The organism is Mesorhizobium sp. M4A.F.Ca.ET.050.02.1.1 (assembly GCF_003997725.1).
In the GTDB taxonomy this organism is placed as follows: Bacteria; Pseudomonadota; Alphaproteobacteria; order Rhizobiales; family Rhizobiaceae; genus Mesorhizobium.
The window spans coordinates 1-2,377 of sequence record NZ_RZSG01000875.1; the positions used below are offsets into that span (position 1 = coordinate 1).

The window sequence follows — 2,377 nt, forward strand, 5'->3', positions numbered from 1 at the left end:
GCCGCCGAAGAAGATGGCGGCGAGAACCATGGTGGCGACGACGGTGACGGCATAGGTCTCGAACAAGTCGGCGGCCATGCCGGCGCAGTCGCCGACATTGTCGCCGACATTGTCGGCGATGGTGGCGGGGTTGCGCGGATCGTCCTCGGGAATGCCGGCTTCGACCTTGCCGACGAGATCGCCGCCAACGTCGGCGCCCTTGGTGAAGATGCCGCCGCCGAGACGGGCGAAGATCGAGATCAGCGAGGCGCCGAAGCCGAGCGAAACCAGCGCGTCGATGACGATGCGGTCATTGGGCTGGAGAGCCATCGGACCGGTCAGGATGAAGTAGTAGATCGAGACACCGAGCAGGGCGAGACCCGCCACCAGCATGCCGGTGATGGCGCCCGACTTGAAGGCGATGTCGAGGCCGGCGGCGAGGCTGTTGGAGGCAGCCTGCGCGGTTCGCACATTGGCGCGCACCGAAACATGCATGCCGATAAAGCCGGCGGCGCCCGAGAGCACCGCGCCGATCAGGAAGCCGATGGCCGAGGTGATCGACAGCAGCCACCAGGCAAGCAGGAGCACGACGATGCCGACGACGGCGATGGTGGTGTATTGGCGCGCCAGGTAGGCCTGGGCGCCTTCGCGGATGGCCGCGGAGATTTCCTGCATGCGCTGATTGCCCTGATCGGACGCCAGGACCGAACGTGTCGCCCAGATAGCGTAAAGGACTGAAAGCAGGCCGCAGGCGATGACGGCGTAAATGGTGGTCATTGCCGAATTTTCCTCGATTGATGGCCCAAAAGAACCCCTCCCTGGGCCGTTGGAACGGGGATGCACGCCGCCAGGCGGAATCCACCCCTTGACTGGGCTGTATGCGAAACAGGGCTGGGAACGTCAAGATATTGTTCGGTTTTTGCCCGGCTTTCGCCCAAAAGGCGAAGGCGATGGCAAACCTGCCCAGCGCCATACTCCTTTTAGATCGATTGAAATGACGCTGGGTAATAGACCGGAGCAGATCAGGTCAGGCTCGAACTGACGCGCGACCACACTGTCGGAATGGCTGTCGAGTCAGTTGGCTGCACGCAAGCTCGTCACCTTCAACGCACCGAGCGCGACGAAGCAGAGCGCGCAGACCGGGAACACCAGCCAGTTCAGCATCGCCCAACCCCAGGCGTTGTAGACCGCGCCGGACATCAGCGACGCGAAGGCGACCGAGCCGAACAGGACGAAATCGTGGAAGCCCTGCAGCTTGCTCTTTTCCGACGGCCGGTAACTGGCGGCGACCATGGAGGTGGCGCCGATGAAGCCGAAGTTCCAGCCCAGGCCGAGCAGGATCAGCGCCGTCCAGAACTGCCAGAGTGCCAGCCCCGACAGGGCGACCACGGCGCAGCCGATCAAGAGCACGAGGCCGGCGGCGACAATGCGCTCGGCGCCGAAGCGATGGATCAGCGAGCCGGTGAAGAAGCTCGGCCCGAACATCGCCATCACATGCCATGAAATGCCCAGCGTGGCGTCGTCGGCGGAGAGACCGCAACCGACCATGGCGAGCGGCGCGCCGGTCATGACGAAGCTCATCAGCGCATAGCTTCCGACGGCGCAGAACAGCGCCGCGACGAAACGCGGCTGGGTGACGATCTCCGACAGCGGCCTGGCGTCGCCGTCATCGATCGCCGCGCCGCCGACCGCCTTGGGCGCGATGCGCAGAAACGATAGGATGACGGCGCCGACGGCCGACAGCACCAGGATAGAGGCGAACGAGCCGGCGAACATCACGGGCGCGAAGGATTCGCGGGTGAAGATCACGATCTGCGGCCCGAGAACGGCCGTGACGATGCCGCCGGCCAGCACGAACGAAATGGCGCGCGCCTTGAACTCCGGCGGCGCGTTGTCTGCTGCGGCAAAACGGAACTGTTGGACGAAAGCGCCACCGACACCGATCACCAACAGGCCGAAGGCGAACAGCCAGAAATTCGGGTGGAACAGCGCCAGCGTCGCGACGACCCCACCGAGCGCGGTGATGACGGTGCCGGTCATGAACCCGCCGCGCTGGCCGAGCTGGCGGATAATGGCCGCCGCCGGCAGTGCGCCCAGAGCCACACCGATGTTGAAACCGGTGACTGGCGCCGTCGCCAGCGACTTGTCGGGGCCAAGCAGGTACTGCCCGGCAAGCGCGCCAAGCGAAATGGCTATGGGGGCGGCCGAACCGATGATCGCCTGGGCAGCTGCCAGCAGCAGCGCCGTGCGGCGCGCCCCCCTTCCGGCTCCGGCGGCCAAGGCCGCAGCGGCGGCGGTCATGAAGCATCCTTGCCGCGCCCCTCGCCGCGCACCCGGCGCGATACGCGATCAAGCACGGCATTGGTGAGCTTGGGTTCGTCTTCCTCGTAGAAGGCCT

At 65.6% G+C, this 2,377-nt stretch carries 2 protein-coding genes and 1 pseudogene; all 3 read right to left on the reverse strand.

Features of this window, described 5'->3' with window-relative positions:
* On the reverse strand, positions 1–756 hold a 756-nt coding region (locus EOA33_RS32510; RefSeq protein ID WP_190234439.1), incomplete at its 3' end, for a sodium/proton-translocating pyrophosphatase.
* 297 nt (positions 757–1,053) lie between these two features.
* A complete protein-coding gene (locus EOA33_RS32515) occupies positions 1,054–2,280 on the reverse strand; it encodes an MFS transporter (RefSeq protein ID WP_127407486.1) in 1,227 nt (408 codons plus the stop codon).
* Positions 2,277–2,377, reverse strand: a pseudogene (locus EOA33_RS41060) (N utilization substance protein B); the annotation flags it as partial. The pseudogene EOA33_RS41060 and the gene EOA33_RS32515, both read right to left, overlap by 4 nt.

What these genes read in the sequence shown, in the direction of transcription:
- EOA33_RS32515 (WP_127407486.1), bottom strand. Translation starts at nt 2,280, where the DNA reads ATGACCGCCGCCGCTGCGGCCTTGGCCGCCGGAGCCGGAAGGGGGGCG.